Origin of the sequence: Bartonella sp. HY328 (assembly GCF_025449335.1) — a bacterium.
Classification (GTDB): domain Bacteria; phylum Pseudomonadota; class Alphaproteobacteria; order Rhizobiales; family Rhizobiaceae; genus HY038.
Window position 1 is genome coordinate 23,213 of sequence record NZ_CP104884.1, and the last position, 18,825, is coordinate 42,037.

Consider the following 18,825-nt stretch of genomic DNA (forward strand, 5'->3'; position numbering starts at 1 on the left):
ATACAGTCCTTCATATGCGACCGTAGCATTTCTAGCTACCGCGTTTAGTCATTCTGTGCTGATATCCATATCTTTAAATTGTGGGAAAACCGTTTTGACTATATTAATGCCATCCGTTGTGAGAATGCTATAAAAATAGCTTTTACCATCTATTATAAGACCAATAGAACTGCCTTCCATATCATAGGTTTCAGCAGTTTCTATTTTAACATGGCTAACATAGGGAATAATCGCATATTTATCACCACCAGCTGCTTGCCTATAACGAATGTTTTCGGGTTGGAACTCGATATTTAAGGATGTAAAGCTATTATATTCTTGATATAACCAATGGATCATGTCCGCTTTAAACTTTACAACATCTAAACCACCGCGCTTTGCAATATATTCTAGTATTGCGGGTGGTAGAAACGCAGCTACTCGTACAGCGTTTTTTGATTTAACAGCTTCTACATAGGCCGTAAAATCACGTTCTATTTGAGCTTTTTCCTCCGCCTGCCAACTATCTACCGCTACGGTTTGAGAAAAACATGCAAAGGGGAACAAAAAAATGGCTAAAATAATAAAAATTGCTGATCTCATTATCTGCCCTCATCTTATGCCATCATATGTGTGACACTTTAACCCGTTTGGAAATATAAAAGCGTGGTACCAATTTCAATATACATCTTTATAAAAAAAGCATGTCAATCTTATCAAAATCGACATGCTTTAGATAATATAATAAGTGTAATTAACATATATCGTTTTATAATATAGTTTTCAATTAATTTACACTGACATCTAAATCTTTATATTCTGGATAAACAGTCTTTATAACCATGACATTTATCTCTTTGCCGACATCTAGAAACCAATATTTACCCTCTACCATAATAGCGGCAACTTTACTATCTGCAGTTACTTCTTGGCCAGAAGTTAAAACAATATGGGTTTTATAAGGAATAATGGCATATTTTGCACCATCGCTTGATTGACGATATAAAATATCATCTGGGTTAAAACTGCCTTCAATTGTTTTTATATTTGCAAAGGACATTTCCATGGCTTTTGTCATAGAAGCTTTTAATGTTTCTACGTCTTGCCCATCTTTATCTGCTAAATATTTCATAAAAGCAGGCGGCAGCGCATCTTGGATCATATTAAGATCTTTTGTTTTAGCGCGTTCATTAAAAGCAGTAAATTCACTTTGTATTTGCGCTTTTTCACTGTTTTGCCAATCGCTTGCAGCCGCTGGCAAAGTAAAAAGAAAAAAAATCAAAAAAATTGATAATGCTTTTTTCATCATAGCTCCGTTTTCAAATGGTAACCGCTTATTTTTAACAGGTTTTATAAATCATGTATAAATATTAGAAAATATAAATGTATAATTTATAATCATTGCCTATATTTACGTTATAATTTTCATAAATCAAAATAATTATACATAGGTTACAAAAAAATTGGTGTGTTATGAAAATTGAACTATTCTATAATTGGATCAATGCCGTCAAACTGTGGATAAAGTAATACTAATAAATAAGGTTATCAGCTTTTCCAATATCTAAAAAATATTGTTTATCATCTATTTTTACAGCTGCAACAATACTATCTATCGCTTCTTTTTGACCGCTATGAAGAACAACATTTGTTTTATAACGAATAATTGCATATTTTTGGCCCTTTTCAGTCACTCCATAGCTAATATCTTCTAAACTAAACTCTCCACTAAGACTCGAAACATTTTTATAAGTATCCTCCATGAAATTACGCATATCTGCCTTGAACACATCACATCAAAAATATGTTGAGGCATAGCCTTGTTATAAAACGGGTGATATATAAAGCTGAAGCTTTACAATCTGCCCACAGATCATTGTTCATCGATGAGGAAACTCATGGTAAAATTAGCGGCACAACAAAACCAATCAGCTGAAACTTTGGAGACTATCGCGGTTTTCAAAAAAGTAGCTTGGCGGTTGGTGCCATTTTTATGCTTTTGTTATATCGCCTCCTATTTAGACCGTATTAATATCGGTTTTGCCAAATTGCAAATGCTGGATGATTTACAATTTAGTGAGGTTGCTTATGGTTTTGGGGCAGGGCTGTTTTTCCTTGGCTATATTTTATTTGAAGTGCCAAGTAATCTTGTTTTACAAAGGGTAGGGGCGCGGCTTTGGATCGCCCGTATTATGGTAAGCTGGGGAATATTTTCTGGCCTTACTATGTTTGTTACCACACCTTTGCAGTTTTATAGCGTGCGTTTTTTATTAGGTGTGGCCGAAGCAGGTTTTTTACCCGGAGTGCTTTATTATTTAACCACATGGTTTCCCAGCTATAGGCGTGGTCGGATAATGGCATTGTTCATTATCGGTTTACCCCTTGCAACAGTAATTGGTGGGCCGCTATCGGGTTTTATCATGACGCAATTTGCAGGATTGAATGGCTGGAATGGTTGGCAATGGCTGTTTTTATTGGAAGCAGTGCCTACTATTATTTTGGGACTTATGGCAATTTATTGCTTGCCAGATAATTATGATAAAGCCCATTGGCTCAATATCGAGGAAAAAGCCTTGATCCACAATGCCATGCAAATGGATCAACTGAATGAAACCCATGCAAAGCATAGCTTGCGCGATGGGCTTTTAAATATTAAGGTTTGGATGTTGGGCGGCATTGATTTTTCAATTTTGCTTTGTACCTACGCCCTTGGTTTTTGGTTGCCGAGCTTTATTAAAAACACCGGCATTATTGATCCGCTCATTATTGGGTTATTAACTGCAATTCCAGGAATATTTGCAGTTTTAAGCATTTTATTATTAGGCGCAAGTTCCGATTATCACCGCGAGCGCCGCTTTCATATTATCATTCCCTTTATTATCGGTGGCACTGCCATGATAACTTCAACCTTTTTTGTTGATAATGTTTTTGCAACTGTATTTTTGTTTAGCGTCGCATCCGCGATGATTATTGGCACCGTACCAGTGTTTTTTGCTTTGCCTGCGACCTTTTTAAAGGGTACAGCCGCCGCAACTGGTTTTGCCCTTGCCATATCGCTTGCCAATATTGCAGGCTTGGTATCCAATGCACTTATCGGCCTTGCTATAAATTTAACAGGTTCAGCCAGTGGTGCTTTATGGATATTTGCAGCATTTTTAGCTCTAAGTTGCTGCCTTGTCGCGCTTTTACCCGCCCGATTGGTAAACCGCTAATTTTTACACTTAAAAAAGTTCCATAAGATATCTTATGCAATAATGTTAAGCTGTAATATTTTGTTGTCGAAATTATAGCCCGCTATTGCTTTTCAGCTTAAATAAAATGGTATAGGACTTTATATTTGTGGCTCGATAAATCAAAAATAGGGAATAAGCGATAAATGTGCGAGTTTTTAAAAAATTATAGCGAAGCTGCCGGCGACCCAATTTTGGCGATTATGGATATTTTACGCAAAGATAAACGCGACAATTGCATTGATTTAGGTGTTGGTGTTTATCGTGATGACAAGGGTGACACGCCAATTATGCAAGCGGTAAAATTGGCAGAACAAGGCATTTTACTTGAAGAAAAGACCAAAACTTATCTTGGTATTCGCGGTAATATTGGCTTTCTAGAACTTTTATCTGCAAAAATTTTTCACTCCGACCTTACTCTTTCCAGTTTGCAGACGCCCGGTGGTTCTGGTGCTTTACGTACATTAGCTGATTTTGTTGCTATTGAAGATAAAAGAACTGTATGGTTGCCTAATCCAACTTGGGGTAATCATGGTGCTATTTTTGAAGCGGCTGGCCATAAACTTGCAACTTACGCCTATTATAATGATCAAACAACTAGCCTTGATTTTAGTGCAATGCTTAGTGACCTTGGCAAGGCGCAAAAAGGCGATATTGTGCTTTTGCACGGCGTTTGCCATAATCCAACGGGTGTTGATCTTGATGCAGAACAATGGCAGCAAGTCGCCGATCTTTTATTGAAAAAAGAGCTTATTCCATTTATCGATCTTGCTTATCTTGGCTTTGGTAGTAATTTACAGGAAGATTTAACCGGCGTAGATATTATTACACGCACCCTGCCCGCCGGTCTTGTCGCTATTAGTGCTTCAAAAAACTTTGCCCTCTATCGGGAGCGAACAGGTGCAGCCTTTGTCTTTTCGCACGAAGCACAAACCCAAAAATCTGTGCAATCTCAATTAAACCGCGTTGCTCGCTTTTCCTATTCTATGCCGCCAGATCATGGTGCTGAAATTGTACGGCGTATTCTCGTTGATAAAACCCTTTATCAAAACTGGCATCAAGAACTTGCCCTTATGTGCGGCCGCATTAATAATTTACGTAAAAGTTTAGCCGATGAATTAGCGGTGTTTTTTGGCCCCGATCGCTTTGCATATATTAAAAAAGGCAAAGGTATGTTCTCACTATTGCCCTTAGATCAGCAAGCGGTAAACCGCCTTTGTAACGAGTTTGCAATTTATATAGTGCCAGGTGGACGCATGAATATTGCAGGCTTAAAAATACAAGAATGCCAACGCATGGCTACAGCTATTGCAAACATACTGAATGCTTAAATTGATGTGCGCGAGGTGATTGTGGCGCATGAAGCTATTTTGATTTTAGCTTTCAACTAAAGTTGCGTTTTTTAGGCCGCGTGGATATTCATGCGGCCTTCCCTGCCCTGTTAGCTAAAAACAGGGCAATAAAATGCCCTCCGTTTATGCGCAGCCAAACTCTGTACTATATCACATTTTCAGCCATTATCTTAAGTGCAAGACCTATTCACTTTATGGCTTTCCATTTTAGTTTCGCTATGATTCATGGGTGTTACGGAGCTAGCCAATGAATTATTGTACATTTGGATTTTTCAAAATAATTGGTTAAAATTTCACCATTGCACGTCGCTATATTGCAAAATATTACGCTAAGTTAAACTACTACAAAACACATAATCAATGGCTTTTTCTGGTCCATTTTTACGACAATCATCGCAAAGCAAAAAACAAACACATTATGGAACCTTTTGGGTGCTTTAGGTGTTTATGATTTGTGTGCAGCGTCAACTTATACGCATTAACTTACGTACATATCATTATCGTCCGTCTTTAAAATTTGGTTTTCAACCAAATTAGCCAATTTAGTCGATTTACAAGAATTATCTACTAATCAGAACTTTTATCGATCTGATTAATCTGACTTAGTTTCTAAAATGACTTACAAAAGGAAATATTATGACTGAAGATAAAAACGCACAATTGCAGCAAAATGCAATGCCTAGCGATCATCACAATGAGCAACGTCAAACACTGCCTATCAACCCCGTTGACGCCTATCCTAAACCTCCTTATCATACTAAAAGCCAAACCGCGCCAGGTCTTGCCGTTAAAATGGATCCGTTACCTGATCACGGTGAGCATTCTTATATTGGTTCAGGTCGTCTTGCCGGCCGTAAAGCTCTTATTACTGGTGGTGATAGCGGTATTGGCCGTGCCGCAGCAATTGCTTTTGCTCGTGAAGGTGCCGATGTCGCGATTAGCTATCTGCCTGAAGAAGAAGATGATGCCCGCGAAGTTGTTGAGCTTATTGAAAAAGCAGGGCGTAAGGCTATTGCAATTGCCGGTGAAATTACTGACCCTGATTTTTGCATTGAATTGGTAGAAAAGACAGTTCAAGGTCTTGGTGGTTTATGCATTCTTGTTAATAATGCAGGTCGCCAACAAGCAGCATCATCCATTCTTGATATTAGTGATCAAGCCTTTGACGCGACAATGAAAACCAATATTTATGGGCCATTTCGTATAACTAAAGCCGCGCTTAAACATATGCCAGCTGGTGGATCAATTATCATCACCGCATCAGTGCAAGCATTTGATCCATCCGCTAGTCTTTTTGACTATTCGCAAACCAAGGCAGCCAATGTTGCTTTTGCAAAGTCACTTGCGAAACAACTTGGCCCCAAAGGTATTCGCGTTAATGCCGTAGCACCTGGCCCGTTCTGGACACCACTTCAGCCTTCAGGTGGAACGCCGATGGATGCTATTCCTGAATTTGGCGCGCAAACACCGCTTGGGCGTGCTGGTCAGCCTGCTGAAATTGCGCCTCTTTATGTTTTACTTGCAAGCAATGAAGCCAGTTACTGCTCAGGCCAAGTATTTGGTGCGAGCGGCGGTACAGGCATGGATAGCTAATAATTAGCATCTAAAAATTAAAAGCTGCCCCTTCAATATAAAGGGGCAGCTTTTTTGCTTATGCCCAAAAGATTATGGCCTGCGCGAGTTTTTTTAATACCGCTTCATTTGTTGGAGCTTGCTCGGTGTATTTGACCGCATCGTTGTATCACTTGGCAAGGCAGGTCCAAAACCTTAGCATCTGATGATTGATGCAACCCATCTTAAAGCACACTGCACGCCAGCCAGCCTGCTTAAAAAAAGATGTTCCCCCCATATTGTAAGCACTAAAGCTTGAATGCAAAACGAGCCTAGTCATTGACCAAGATCGAAAGCTAATCTGCCGGTTATTGGCAGAATGTGAGATGAGTGACACAAAGATGCAGCGTGTTTGTTACCTATTTTGCTTGATGCGCAAGAAATCATTGCTGATAAAGATATTGACACAGATTGTTTTGGACGAGCCTTGCATTCCTCCCCAAAAGGGTAGAACGACAACTATCTTCCTTGATATAACAACCTAAAAATTACGCCATAAAGTCGAGAACTTATTTGCAAATCTTAAAAACTGGCAGCGTATTGCAACAAGATATGCCCCCAAATATCAAAGTGGCGCTCATATTTTTAAGCAATACGCATCGCTGCAGTTGTTATTTTTTATCGCAATTAATAAGTCCTGACCTTAAGCTTTGGTTTAATGACTTGCCTATGAAGTTAAAACAGGCTGATCTGCTTGATACGTAATTTTGCCACCAGCAATGGTTAGGGCGACTTTTAACTCACCCAATTTTTCTGCCGGATAATCGTCAATATCTGCTTGATACAAAACAAGATCTGCAGCCATTCCTTGCTTGACCATGCCGGTGAAATCTTCCCAAAATACTGTATAGGCGCTACCAGATGTATAAGCAAGAAGTGTATCCGCGCGTGAAATACGCTCATCCCCTGCCCCTTTAAACGGCTTTCTTGCCAAATGGGCTTGTAAATTGCGGGCCACATTGACATCAGCCACCGACCAATCACTTGAAAAGGCAATTTTAATGCCATTATCACGCAATGTACGGCAAAGGAAATTATCTTTCCAACGATCCGTCGAAAATACTTTTTCCATTCCATGGTCAGAAAAATCTAATGCACCAAGCACATGGGCAGGTTGAATGCTGGCAATAATGTCAAGCTTTGCCATACGAGGAATATCATCGCGATTGATTAATTCAATATGCTCAATTCTATGGCGTGCATCACGCTTACCATTGGCTTTTGAAGCTGCCTCATAACCATCAATCACTGCGCGCACTGCACCATCACCAATAGCATGAACTGCAATTTGTAAACCCCGTTTATCAATTTCAGTACAAATTTCGTTAAATCTTTCAAGCTCAAAAAGCGGCGTACCGCGCTCACCCACTGTATCTGGATAATCTTCGAGCATGTAAGCGGTGCGGCTTTCGGCAACCCCATCCATAAACATTTTAACAAAACCCGATTTTACCCATTTTGAGGCAAAATCGCGATGCATGGCGGATGCGCGGTCTAATTCGCTTAATGGCATTTGTGGCTTAAAGTGGAAAGGTACAACCACACGCACAGGTAGCCGCCCTTCATCATAAAGCTCTTGGCAAAGGTCTAAAGTATAACGGTTGCCATCCATATTAACGGCACTTGTTATGCCAAAAGACGCACAATAGTTAAGGCCTGCAAGTATTTTTTTCTTATCGGCTTCACGCGTTTCAGCATCTGGCAATGGTACTGGCTCGCCACCAGTTGCAATGGCAAGTTGTAAATGGGCTTCACCACCAAGCGCCATAACTGGGCCAAAAGCATCAAATTCTAACAACTCGCCAGTGGCTTCGCCCTTATCATCTACAACGACACCAGCGTCACGCGCGCCATGTTTATCATCAAAAAGCCCAGCTTGGCGCAAGGCAGCAGTATTAGCCCAAACCGTATGATGATCACATGACATTAATGCAAATGGCCTGTCGTCAAGAATAGCATCAAGATCATGGCGGGTTAGAGGGCGGTCAATAATGTCATAGGCCACGCCATAGCCAATCAGTAGCTTTTCATCCATATGGTTTTGCGCATAATCACGCACCGCATGTTGCAATGCATCAAAGCCGTGCACTTTGCTTAGGTGTAAATGGGTTAGTTCAAGACCGCCTAACACAAAATGCAAATGGCTTTCAACAAAACCTGGTAAAAGCGTGTGGTTTTGCGCATCAATAATTTTAGTATCACTTTGCGCCAGCTTTGTTATTTCTTCATTGCTACCTACGGCAAAAATGGTTTCATTTGCAATGGCTACAGCTTCTGCAAAAGGGTTTTGCGGATCCATTGTCAATATTTTTGCATTCTTAATGATGAAACTAATTTGCATTTTTCCTCCACAAGTAACAAAGCACCAATTAATAAGGGCTAACCCAGCGTCATGCGTCAAGTCAATAAGCTTAATAAAAGGGCTATCAATTTCGGCAAAATTTAGCAATGGAAATCATTTGTTTTCTTAAAACTTATTAAAGGTGCCGCCGCTATTTTGCCACTTGACGGCGCGGTAAAAGCTATAATAGCATGATGAAATTATTAATAGAATTAATCAATAACATATTATATTTATTAATAAAAATTCGGGAGCCTCATAAGGGAGTGAGATTAATGTTTGTTTTTGCAACGATAAAAATGTGCACAGAAATAAAAATGGCGAGCGATCGAGCCATCAAATTAAATGATTTTTCTAATTTAGTAATTGGTGCATGATGGAAAACATTCAAAAAATGTCACTACGGCGCGTTCTTGGTGTGCCATCACTTATTATTTTTGGCCTTGCTTATATGGCACCTTTAACCATTTTCACGACTTATGGTGTGGTAACATCAGAAACATTGGGCCATTTGCCCGTGGCTTATGCTTTCACTCTGATAGCCATGTTTTTTACCGCAGTTAGCTATGGTTCAATGGTGAAAGAATACCCATCGGCTGGCTCTGCCTATAGTTACACATTCCGCGCCTTTGGTTCCACAACGGGTTTTATGGTGGGGTGGACGCTGTTATTGGATTATATTTTTCTACCCTTAATTAATTTTTTGCTTATGGGGCTATATTTATCATCCTATTTTCCAATCATTCCATCCTATGTTTTTACCCTTGCAGCAATTATTATCATTACCGGACTAAATATTTTAGGCATTAAGCTTGCCACAAGAATGAACTTTGCCATTATCGGCTTTCAAACAATTTTTTTAATGATCTTTCTCGCCATGTGTTTTTGGAGGGTTTTCCAACCCGATGCACCATCGCTTTTAAGCCCGTTTTACAGCGAGCATATGCAGATTAACCCTATTATCGCAGGTGCGGCAGTCCTTTGCCTTTCTTTCTTGGGTTTTGATGCCATTTCAACGCTATCTGAAGAAGCACGTGATCCCACGCGCACAGTGCCCCGCGCTATTGTGCTATGCACATTAATTGCCGGCATTTTGTTTATTATCACCGCTTGGGCTGGCCATATGGCTTTTCCCGATTGGCGCAGCTTTAAAGACCTCGACACGGCTGCCAATGAATTGATTTTAAACATTTGCGGCGAATATATTTTCATATTTTTTGCGGCGGCCTTTGTATCGAGTGGCTTTGCATCGGCGCTTGCATCACAAATTAGCGTATCACGCATTTTATATTCCATGGGGCGAGATAAAACCTTGCCAAACAGCGTATTTGGTAAAATTAGCGCAAAATATGGCACCCCGATTGGCGCAACGCTTGTTGTTGGGTTTATTTCACTGCTATCGCTGGTTATTAGCCTCACATTGGTAATTAATATTATTAGCTTTGGCGCATTGGTTGCCTTTTCTTTTGTGAATATTGCAGTGATCAAAATATTCATTTTTGACAAAAAAAGACGCCAATTGCATGAATTAATTATTTATGGCGTTATGCCGCTTATCGGCTTTTTATTCACCCTTTGGCTCTGGACATCGCTTTCCTTCATCACCTTTGTGATTGGCCTTTGCTGGTTTGCAATTGGCTTTATCTACCTTACCTATCGAACCAATTTTTTTAAAGTAGAATTGAAAAAAATGGATATGGAAGAAACGGTCTAATCGCCAAAATTAAAGCATTTTAGCCATAATATAGGGCTAAAATGCTTTTCCATTGTACATTATGAATAAACGACAATATTACGCCTTTACATATAAATGCACTTATGGGAACATATCAAGAACAAATAAAAAATACAGTTTTAGGGGAAATATATGCGGTTAGATCAACCAATTGATGTAATGGGCAAATTTTGGTTGCCAGAACAAAGCGAAAAAGACGGCGTCACTGGCCGCCTTATCATTGAAGATGGTGGCAATATTCGGCTTGAACTTTATCACAATATAGATGCAGACAGCCTTTTCGCAGATCTGTTTCCTAGGGACTTAGAGTACATACATGGTCACTTGGAGAATAGCCGATTTGTAACGCTGCGAAATTGCATGCTTGTAAGTACCGTAAACGATAATAAGAACAATTGTGAAACTAAGCTCCTCACTCTATTTGCATTTTTAGGGGGACTTTTTGATAAAGAAAGTCCAATTTCGTTTGATCAATATGATTTTCAAATGATTGGTCTTAATGATTGGTTGTATAAGTACCATTTGACACATAATAAGCGTGAATATAGAAAACAATATATTATTCAACTCGGCAGTCATAATGGTGCAGATATTGAAATAATCACCTATTTTGAATTAGATGACAACGCCAAAACTTCCAAACTCACTCAACACAGCTTTATTAGGATCAAAACCAAACAGCCGCAAGACTGGCAATTTTTCCGTCGTTTTACTTACAATTTAGGCCTATTTTTTTCAGTGGTGTGTAATAAAAAAGCAAGTGCGTATAATATAGTTGGAAAAAATAAAAGCGACTTAAATGTATTTAATATTTATTATGTAACCCCGTCTACATCCAATGACAATGTTACATATCCTCGCCAAAAATTATTATTTATATATAGCAATGTAGAAAAGACTATAGTTGCGCGCCTACAAAAGTGGTTTAAAATTTGCGATGATATAGGTTATGCCATAGACTTATTCATATCAAACAAAGAAACTAAATATGATAAATTGGCTAGTAAATTTTTGAAATTAATGCAAGCTTTTGAAGTGCTCGCAAACTATACCCTTAAAACAGATAAAGTCTTGCTGAAAGAAAAAGATGCCCAAAAGAGTGAGCTGGATGCCTTAAAAAAACGCCTTTTACCTTTCCTTAATACAAAAGAACAGGATTTATTATCCTCCAAATTAGGCAATGTCATGGGCTTGCCGCCCAAATATATTTTAACCAAATTATTATATGGAACAACACGCGAATGGCAAAATGAAGAAGCGCTTGAGACCTTTTTAAGGGTGATTTTTAGGATAAGGAATATTTATACCCATGGTCATACTATAAGCAAATTAAAAAATAGTTTAGACTTCGTTAATTTGATGATTAAACTCGAATGTTGCTTTAGGTTAGTAATTTTCAACAAAATTGGCTTTGAAAAAGAAGAATTGCATGGGTTAGTAGAACATAGTGGTTGGTTTAAACAAAAATTAGATTTTAATTTTGATATTGAAAAATTAAAATAACAAAAAGCCCCAAGTTTTACCTTGGGGCTTTTCTCCTTGGGAGGATTTGTTACTCTAGTTATCCAAAATAGATGGCAAGCGAAGATTATGTTCGCCGGCGCATTCAATCGCAATGTCATAACCAGCATCGGCATGGCGCATAACGCCTGTTGCTGGGTCGTTCCATAAAACGCGCTCAATGCGGCGCTTTGCGTCATCCGTGCCGTCTGCACAAATAACCATGCCCGAATGTTGGCTAAAGCCCATGCCAACGCCGCCGCCATGATGCAAGGATACCCATGTTGCACCTGATGCCGTGTTTAGCAATGCGTTTAACAATGGCCAATCGGATACGGCATCTGATCCGTCTTTCATGCTTTCGGTTTCGCGGTTAGGTGAAGCGACCGAGCCTGAATCCAAATGATCGCGGCCAATAACGATTGGTGCTGACAATTCGCCATTTTTAACCATTTCGTTAAAGGCAAGACCAAGGCGGTGACGGTCACCAAGACCAACCCAGCAAATACGGGCTGGCAAGCCTTGGAAAGAAATACGCTCGCGTGCCATATCAAGCCAGTTGTGTAGCTCTTTATGGTCTGGCAATAATTCCTTGACCTTTTGATCGGTCTTATAAATATCTTCTGGATCGCCTGAAAGCGCAGCCCAACGGAATGGCCCAATGCCACGGCAAAATAAGGGGCGGATATAGGCAGGCACGAAGCCGGGGAAATCAAAGGCATTTTCAAGCCCTTCATCCTTGGCAACTTGGCGGATATTATTGCCATAGTCAAAAGTTGGGATACCGGCATGGTGGAAATCTAGCATGGCTGCAACATGCACTTTCATCGAAGCACGGGCGGCTTTTTCGACTTCCTGTGGTGCGCTTTCGCGCTTTTCTTTCCACTGCGCCATTGTCCAACCAATGGGCAAATAGCCATTAATTGGGTCATGGGCGGAGGTTTGGTCGGTTACCATATCGGGGCGGATGCCGCGTTTGACCATTTCTGGCAAAATTTCAGCCGCATTGCCAAGCAGCGCCACCGATTTTGCCTCACCAGCCTTTGTCCATTTATCAATCATTACTATTGCTTCATCAAGGGTTTCAGCCTTTGCATCGACATAGCGGGTACGAAGACGGAAATCAATACTATCTGGATTGCATTCAATAGCAAGACATGAAGCCCCTGCCATAACCGCTGCCAAAGGCTGTGCGCCGCCCATGCCACCAAGGCCGCCAGTTAGCACCCATTTGCCTTTTAAGTCGCCATTATAATGTTGGCGGCCAGCTTCAACAAAGGTCTCATAAGTGCCCTGCACAATACCTTGCGAGCCGATATAAATCCATGAACCAGCCGTCATCTGGCCATACATCATCAGGCCCTTGCGGTCTAGCTCATTAAAATGCTGCCAATTAGCCCAATGGGGGACAAGGTTAGAATTGGCGATTAAAACGCGCGGCGCATCCTTATGGGTGCGGAAAACACCAACTGGCTTACCTGATTGCACCAACAAGGTTTCATCATCATTTAAGCTGCGCAAAGTTTCAACAATCTTGTCATAATCTGCCCATGTGCGAGCAGCGCGACCAATACCACCATAAACCACCAATTCATTGGGGTTTTCAGCAACATCAGGGTCAAGATTATTCATCAACATGCGTAAAGGTGCTTCAGTTAGCCAGCTTTTTGCGCTGATTTCACTGCCATGTGGGGCGCGGATTTCGCGGATATTATGACGTGGATTGCTGGTCATTTTTACTCCTCCAAAAGTTCTATATGAGTTTAATTATAAATTTAAATTCAAATGCTTATGCTTCTTCAAGCGCAACAAATTAAGCGCAATTGGCAATCACCGCTTCAAGCACCGCCTTTAACGGTGTGCGCAATGCTTTTGCCTTGGCTTCATCATAGGCAAAGGGCAATGTTTCCTGTTGCAAATGGGTGCTTTGGGCAAGCTCCATTTGAATGGCAAACACCTTGTCTTGCGGCTTGCCATAATGGCGCGTAGTCCAACCGCCTTTAAAGCGACCATTTAACACATGGCTATAATTGCTTGCTTGGTTGAGCACAGCCATTACCGCCTGTTCCATTTTGGCGGTGGTGGTTTGCCCCTCATTGGTGCCAACATTGAAATCTGGCAAAATGCCATCAAACAAGAATGGAATATGCGAGCGAATGGAATGGCAATCATATAAGATTGCATAGCCATGATTGGCCTTTACCCGTGCAATTTCCGCCGCCAAAGCATTATGATAAGGCGTGTGGAACAATTGCTTGCGCCGTTCTACTTCTTCCATATCAGGGGCATTTGTCCAAATGTCTTTGCCATCAAAATCGGTTAATGGCACAAGCGTTGTGGTATTTTGCCCGGGATAAAGGCTAACCCCAGTTGGATCACGATTGGCATCGATGCAATAGCGATGAAATAACGCGCGAACCGTAGTGACATTATCCACCAGCCCATCATATAAATGATGAATGTGCCAGTCGGTATCGGTAAGCAAGCGGCCGGTATCGTTTAAATTGGCGGCGATATCATCGGGCACAAAAGTACCCGTATGAGGAAAGGCCAAGATAAGCGGTGATGTGCCTTGTTTGACTTCAAAGACATCCATTGCACTTAGTCCTTCAAAACTGGGAATATTGCTTGGTCAAACAGGCCAACCACTTCACCCGATGCGACAATGCGGCGGCATTCTTCAAGGTCTGGTGCCATATAATGGTCAACCTCAAGTGACGTCACGCTTTGGCGCAAATGCGCAATTGCTTTTTGCAATTGTGGGCTAGTGGTTAAGGGACCACGGAACTCAACGCCGCGCGCTGCCATTAATAATTCAATACCAAGGATTGAAAACAGATTTTCAGTCATGGCAAGTAAACGGCGTGCACCATGGCAAGCCATCGACACATGGTCTTCTTGATTGGCAGATGTTGGAGTTGAGTCAACACAAGCAGGATGCGCCATTTGCTTATTTTCAGACATTAATGCCGCCGATGTTACTTCGGCAATCATTAGGCCTGAATTTAAGCCCGGCTTTGCCGCCAAAAAGGCTGGTAAGCCAAAAGAAAGCGCAGGGTCAACCATTAAGGCAATACGGCGCTGTGCAATGGCACCAATTTCGCAAACTGCAAGGGCAATTTGGTCGGCAGCAAAAGCCACCGGCTCAGCGTGGAAATTACCACCTGAAACAACGCTATTATCGCTCAATACCAATGGATTATCGGTAACCGCATTGGCTTCAATGACTAAAGTGTTAGCGCAGTGGCGCAATACATCAACCGCCGCACCATTAACCTGTGGTTGACAACGAATGCAATAAGGATCTTGCACACGCTCATCATTTTCCAAGTGGCTAACACGAATTTGCGAACCAATAAGCAATTCACGCACGGTACGTGCCGTGGCAATCTGGCCATAATGGCCGCGAAGTGTGTGAATATCTGGATGGAATGGCGCAGATGAACCCATAGCAGCATCGGTTGATAAAGCACCAGTCACTAGCGCGGTGCAAGATGCGCGGTAAGCACGCAGCAAGCCAGCAATGGCAAGTGCGGTTGATGTTTGCGTACCGTTAATGAGTGCCAAGCCTTCCTTTGCTTGCAAAATAACTGGTCTTAAACCAGCAAGTGCCAAGGCTTTTGCACCGCTCATGCGCTCGCCCTTAAAGAAAGCTTCGCCCTCGCCCATCATCACCGCCGCCATATGGGCAAGTGGCGCTAGATCACCCGATGCGCCGACTGAACCTTTTTCAGGAATAAGCGGCGTTACATCTTTTTCCAGCATATCTTCAATGAGGCGGACAAGCTCAAGACGCACGCCCGAAGCACCACGGCCAAGCGACACCAATTTTAATGCCATGATAAGGCGAACAATGTCACGACTTAACGGCGCACCCATACCGCAGCAATGGGAAAGGATAAGATTGCGCTGCAAGGTTGCAACGTCGCTTGCATCAATACGGATAGAGGCAAGTTTGCCAAAGCCGGTATTAATGCCATAAACAGGCTCATTACCTTGGGCAATTTCTGCAATGCGTGCGGCGCCTTTTTCAATTGCTGCATCAAAATTACGATCAAGTTTAACGCTTGTTCCATTCCAGTAAATATCGCTAATTTGTTCAAGGGTTACTTCACCCGGTCTTAAAGTAATTGTCATTTTTACCTCCCGTCCAATTTGGACATTTTCCTAAAAATTTTGTTTTTTAAACTTTATTTATTGTGCTGAAATATAACGCGCATGAAGCGGATTTGCGCCAATGCGGTAAACAAGCTCGGCCGGTTCATCAATATTCCAAATGGCAAGATCTGCGCGTTTGCCTACTTCTAAAGTGCCACGGCTTTCCAATAATCCAAGGGCGCGAGCAGCTTCACGGGTGGCACCTGCTAAACATTCATCAACACGAATATCAAACAAGGTTGCCGCCATATTCATGGTGAGTAAGAGCGATGTTAAGGGCGATGTGCCGGGGTTACAATCAGTTGCCACCGCAATTGGCACATTATATTGGCGCAAAAGTGCAATAGGTGGCTTTTTTGTTTCATGAATGGTGTAATAAGCCCCCGGCAATATAACCGCTACCGTGCCGGATTTTGCAATTGCTGCAACACCTTCTTCGTCCAAATGTTCGATATGGTCAACCGAAAGCGCCCCATAGGAAGCGGCAAATTTTGCGCCGCCAAGATTGCTCAATTGTTCGGCATGAAGCTTTACGGGCAAGCCCAAGGCTACTGCCTTGTCAAAAACTGGCTTTAACTCTTGCGGTGAAAAGGCGATATTTTCGCAAAATGCATCAACCGCATCAATCAAACCTTCACTTGCGCCTTGTTCAAGGACGGGTAACACCACCTCGTCAATATAAGCAGCATTGCGCCCCTTATATTCAATCGGTGTTGCATGGGCGGTTAAACAAGTGGTACGCACTTTTATCGGACGTAAAGCTTCTAGCTTGCGGGCAGCGCGCAACATATCAAGCTCGCTTTTAATATCCAGCCCATAGCCCGATTTTACCTCAATTGTGGTGATACCTTCATTAATCAATTGGTCAAGACGTGGCAGTGATGTTGCTGCCATTTCATCGACCGTTAACGCTCGTGTCGACCCCACGGTCGACACGATGCCCCCACCGCTGCGGGCAATTTCTTCGTAACTTGCGCCAGAAGTGCGCATTTCAAATTCTTTGGCGCGGTTGCCGCCATAAATAATATGGGTGTGGCAATCAATTAATGCTGGGCTCATCCAACGGCCACCAAGATCAATAATATCATGATCGCTGTTTATGGCTGGCAAGTCATTTTCAGAGCCCACAAAGGCTATCAAACCATCTTTTACAAAGATTGCACCATTTTTAATAATGCCTAAATGGGAATCCGACGCGCTGTTTTGCGCAGATGCCCCAGACGAAGAGGCGACCATTGTCATTAAAGACACATTTTTGAAAAGAATATCATTGCCGGCAAATACATGATGTTGCGGCACAGAAGTGGTAAATGGAATGATTTTTCCCATTGAAGCCTCCCTATTTTTGTTATAATGTATATACATATTAAAAATCTGGCAAGTAGAAAGTTTTTAAATTCAAATCAAATTTATTTTTAAACCCTGCCAAAATTTTAAAAAGTGAATATTTTAGCCACTATTGGCGTTAAAAATAACGCTGATACAAAAGGTTAAAAGACTGCGCTGACAAAAATATGAACAATACAAAATTGTGAACAAGTGGAGGATAGGATGCAAAAAATATTCGCAGATAGCGCATTAATCGCTAAGGGCTGGCAAAAAAATGTCGCGATCAGCATTGAAAATGGCTCAATTACCGCAATTGATGAAAATGCCTATGATGTAAATCCGCAGCAGACAGGCGCGCATTATAAGGTGCTGGTAAGCGGCATGCCCAATTTGCATTCCCATGCTTTTCAACGTGCCATGGCAGGCTATACTGAGCGGCGTGGCGCAACGCCTGATAGTTTTTGGAGCTGGCGCAATGAAATGTACCGCCTTGCCCTTGCTATGAATCCTGACGAGGTGGAAGCCGTTGCATCACAGCTTTATATCGAAATGTTGGAAGCTGGTTTTACCCGTGTTGGCGAATTTCATTATTTGCATCATGATATTGACGGCAAGCCCTATAGTGACATTGGTGAAATGGCCGGCCGCATTTGCAATGCTGCGCAAAAAAGCGGTATCCATCTAACGCTCCTACCAGTATTTTATGCCCATGCTGGTTTTGGTGGCCAAACACCAGTTGACGGGCAAAAGCGTTTTATTAATGACACAGCGAGCTTTGCAAAACTGGTTCAATCATGCCGGAGTCATGCAAAAAATCTTGAAAAAAGCATTGTTGGCATCGCGCCCCATAGCTTACGCGCCGCAACAGAAGATGAGTTAAAGGAAATTTTGCCACTTGCTGATGGTAATCCAATCCATATCCATATTGCCGAGCAGTTAAAAGAAGTTGATGATTGCGTTGCATGGAGTGGCGAGCGGCCAGTGGAATGGCTGTTAAACCGCTTTAAGGTTAATGAAAATTGGTGCTTGATCCATGCCACCCATTTAACAGAAGATGAAACCGTTAATATAGCAAAATCTGGCGCAATTGCTGGTCTTTGTCCGCTAACCGAAGGTAATCTTGGTGATGGTATTTTTAACGCCCTGCCCTTTATGGAACATGGTGGCCGTTTTGGCATTGGCAGCGACTCCAATGTTAATATTAGCGTTGCGGATGAACTCAGCCAATTTGAATATTCCGTGCGGCTAAAAACTCATATGCGCAATGCAATCGCCAAACCTTTAGGCTCCAATGGCCGGCATTTATTTGATGAAGCGGTTAAGGGCGGCGATCAAGCACTAAGAAGCCAAAGCGCGATTAAATGCGGAAATAGCGCCGATTTTGTTGCCCTTGATTTAAAAGGTCAAGATTGGATTAAGGAAGACGCAATTTTAGACAATTGGATTTTTGCGCGTACGGTGGACGTTAAAAGCACTTGGGTTAATGGCGTTGAAGTTGTGCGCGATGGCAAACACATTGCGCGTGATGAAATATTTAAAACGTATAGCAAAACCATGAACAAGCTTTTTGGCTAGATTTTTTTGGTTTAT

Annotated in this window: 14 protein-coding genes; 6 read left to right on the plus strand and 8 right to left on the minus strand. The window is 41.8% G+C overall.

What is annotated here, in order from left to right; all coding sequences use genetic code 11:
* Positions 1-48: 48 nt before the first annotated feature.
* The 3 genes from N5852_RS13630 to N5852_RS13640 all read right to left on the minus strand — a co-directional run bounded on the left by N5852_RS13630 (position 49) and on the right by N5852_RS13640 (position 1,742).
* Positions 49-582 (minus strand): hypothetical protein, encoded by a 534-nt coding sequence (locus N5852_RS13630; protein ID WP_262099930.1) that lies wholly within the window; start codon positions 580-582, stop codon positions 49-51.
* A gap of 184 nt (positions 583-766) precedes the next feature.
* Positions 767-1,285 (minus strand): hypothetical protein, encoded by a 519-nt coding sequence (locus N5852_RS13635; RefSeq protein WP_262099931.1) that lies wholly within the window; start codon positions 1,283-1,285, stop codon positions 767-769.
* 226 nt (positions 1,286-1,511) lie between these two features.
* Positions 1,512-1,742 (minus strand): hypothetical protein, encoded by a 231-nt coding sequence (locus tag N5852_RS13640; protein ID WP_262099932.1) that lies wholly within the window; start codon positions 1,740-1,742, stop codon positions 1,512-1,514.
* Between the two features lie 135 nt (positions 1,743-1,877).
* Between N5852_RS13640 and N5852_RS13645 the strand changes: the two genes are divergently transcribed.
* The 3 genes from N5852_RS13645 to N5852_RS13655 all read left to right on the plus strand — a co-directional run bounded on the left by N5852_RS13645 (position 1,878) and on the right by N5852_RS13655 (position 6,154).
* The gene (locus N5852_RS13645; RefSeq protein WP_262099933.1) at positions 1,878-3,191 is read left to right on the plus strand and encodes an MFS transporter; all 1,314 of its coding nucleotides are present in this window, start codon (positions 1,878-1,880) and stop codon (positions 3,189-3,191) included.
* A 164-nt stretch (positions 3,192-3,355) separates the two neighbouring features.
* Positions 3,356-4,540 carry an aromatic amino acid transaminase gene (locus tag N5852_RS13650; RefSeq protein WP_262099934.1) on the plus strand — a complete coding sequence of 395 codons (1,185 nt, stop codon included), beginning with the start codon at positions 3,356-3,358 and terminating at the stop codon, positions 4,538-4,540.
* A gap of 696 nt (positions 4,541-5,236) precedes the next feature.
* Complete coding sequence (locus N5852_RS13655; RefSeq protein WP_262100017.1) at positions 5,237-6,154, plus strand: SDR family oxidoreductase; 918 nt, start codon at positions 5,237-5,239, stop codon at positions 6,152-6,154.
* Between the two features lie 685 nt (positions 6,155-6,839).
* Here the strand turns inward: N5852_RS13655 and N5852_RS13660 are convergent.
* The gene (locus N5852_RS13660) at positions 6,840-8,513 is read right to left on the minus strand and encodes an amidohydrolase (protein WP_262099935.1); all 1,674 of its coding nucleotides are present in this window, start codon (positions 8,511-8,513) and stop codon (positions 6,840-6,842) included.
* A gap of 394 nt (positions 8,514-8,907) precedes the next feature.
* On the opposite strand from N5852_RS13660, the gene N5852_RS13665 reads away from it, so the two are divergent.
* The gene (locus tag N5852_RS13665; RefSeq protein ID WP_262099936.1) at positions 8,908-10,227 is read left to right on the plus strand and encodes an APC family permease; all 1,320 of its coding nucleotides are present in this window, start codon (positions 8,908-8,910) and stop codon (positions 10,225-10,227) included.
* A 153-nt stretch (positions 10,228-10,380) separates the two neighbouring features.
* The gene (locus N5852_RS13670; protein WP_262099937.1) at positions 10,381-11,751 is read left to right on the plus strand and encodes an ApeA N-terminal domain 1-containing protein; all 1,371 of its coding nucleotides are present in this window, start codon (positions 10,381-10,383) and stop codon (positions 11,749-11,751) included.
* Positions 11,752-11,805: 54 nt separating this feature from the next.
* Here N5852_RS13670 and hutU read toward each other — a convergent pair whose 3' ends face one another.
* The 4 genes from hutU to hutI form a co-directional block, all read right to left on the minus strand.
* Positions 11,806-13,482: a urocanate hydratase gene (hutU, locus tag N5852_RS13675; protein ID WP_262099938.1), complete on the minus strand. Its 1,677-nt coding sequence runs from the start codon at positions 13,480-13,482 to the stop codon at positions 11,806-11,808.
* Between the two features lie 79 nt (positions 13,483-13,561).
* Positions 13,562-14,344, minus strand: a complete 783-nt coding sequence (hutG, locus tag N5852_RS13680) for an N-formylglutamate deformylase (protein WP_262099939.1) — start codon at positions 14,342-14,344, stop codon at positions 13,562-13,564.
* 5 nt (positions 14,345-14,349) lie between these two features.
* Positions 14,350-15,885, minus strand: a complete 1,536-nt coding sequence (gene hutH / locus N5852_RS13685; RefSeq protein ID WP_262099940.1) for a histidine ammonia-lyase — start codon at positions 15,883-15,885, stop codon at positions 14,350-14,352.
* A 57-nt stretch (positions 15,886-15,942) separates the two neighbouring features.
* Complete coding sequence (hutI, locus tag N5852_RS13690; protein ID WP_262100018.1) at positions 15,943-17,148, minus strand: imidazolonepropionase; 1,206 nt, start codon at positions 17,146-17,148, stop codon at positions 15,943-15,945.
* Between the two features lie 309 nt (positions 17,149-17,457).
* On the opposite strand from hutI, the gene N5852_RS13695 reads away from it, so the two are divergent.
* The gene (locus N5852_RS13695; RefSeq protein ID WP_262099941.1) at positions 17,458-18,810 is read left to right on the plus strand and encodes a formimidoylglutamate deiminase; all 1,353 of its coding nucleotides are present in this window, start codon (positions 17,458-17,460) and stop codon (positions 18,808-18,810) included.
* The last annotated feature ends 15 nt before the right edge of the window (positions 18,811-18,825 follow it).